The organism is Undibacterium umbellatum (assembly GCF_014284125.1).
GTDB classification, from domain to species: Bacteria; Pseudomonadota; Gammaproteobacteria; order Burkholderiales; family Burkholderiaceae_D; genus Undibacterium; species Undibacterium umbellatum.
Genome location: NZ_JACOFX010000070.1, coordinates 1 through 513 on the forward strand (window position 1 = coordinate 1; position 513 = coordinate 513).

1 protein-coding gene is annotated in these 513 nt (G+C 51.7%); it reads left to right on the forward strand.

From position 1 onward, the window contains the following. Nucleotides 1-513 (forward strand): hypothetical protein (locus tag H8L47_RS29220; protein WP_222616731.1); only part of this gene is annotated, 513 nt, incomplete at both ends.

The following is a 513-nucleotide window of genomic DNA, read 5'->3' on the forward strand; positions in this document are numbered from 1 at the left end:
CGACTGCCAACAACAAACTGACAGCCACAGTAGGTAACGCCAACGACAACGGCGCACCAATCATCACCCCAACGTTGAAAAACATCCAGACAGCCACGTTCTCCTTCACAGGCTCTGCTGATGCGAACAACATCAACAACAACGCCGTTGTTGCGATCGACTTGCAAGATGGTACTGGCCTCAAAAACATCGCCATCAACCGCGTTGCTTCCACAGCAGGTACCAACACAGCCCGTATTGAAAACATCAAACAAGCTGTAGAAACAATGTCCCTGAGCAACACCAACGCCAACAATGCTGGCGTGGTTGAATTCTCCTTCGGCAATGGCACATTGCTGGGCGCGAACACAGCGACACTGAACCTGTCCGACGTCCAAGTTGGTACCGTCAACATTGGTCAAAACGTTTCCGGCACATCCGCTGCAGGCGTTGCTAACCAAGGTTACGAAACACTGACCATCAACAGCACAGGCAACACCAACAACATCGGCACGTTGAACCTGCCAATGGACA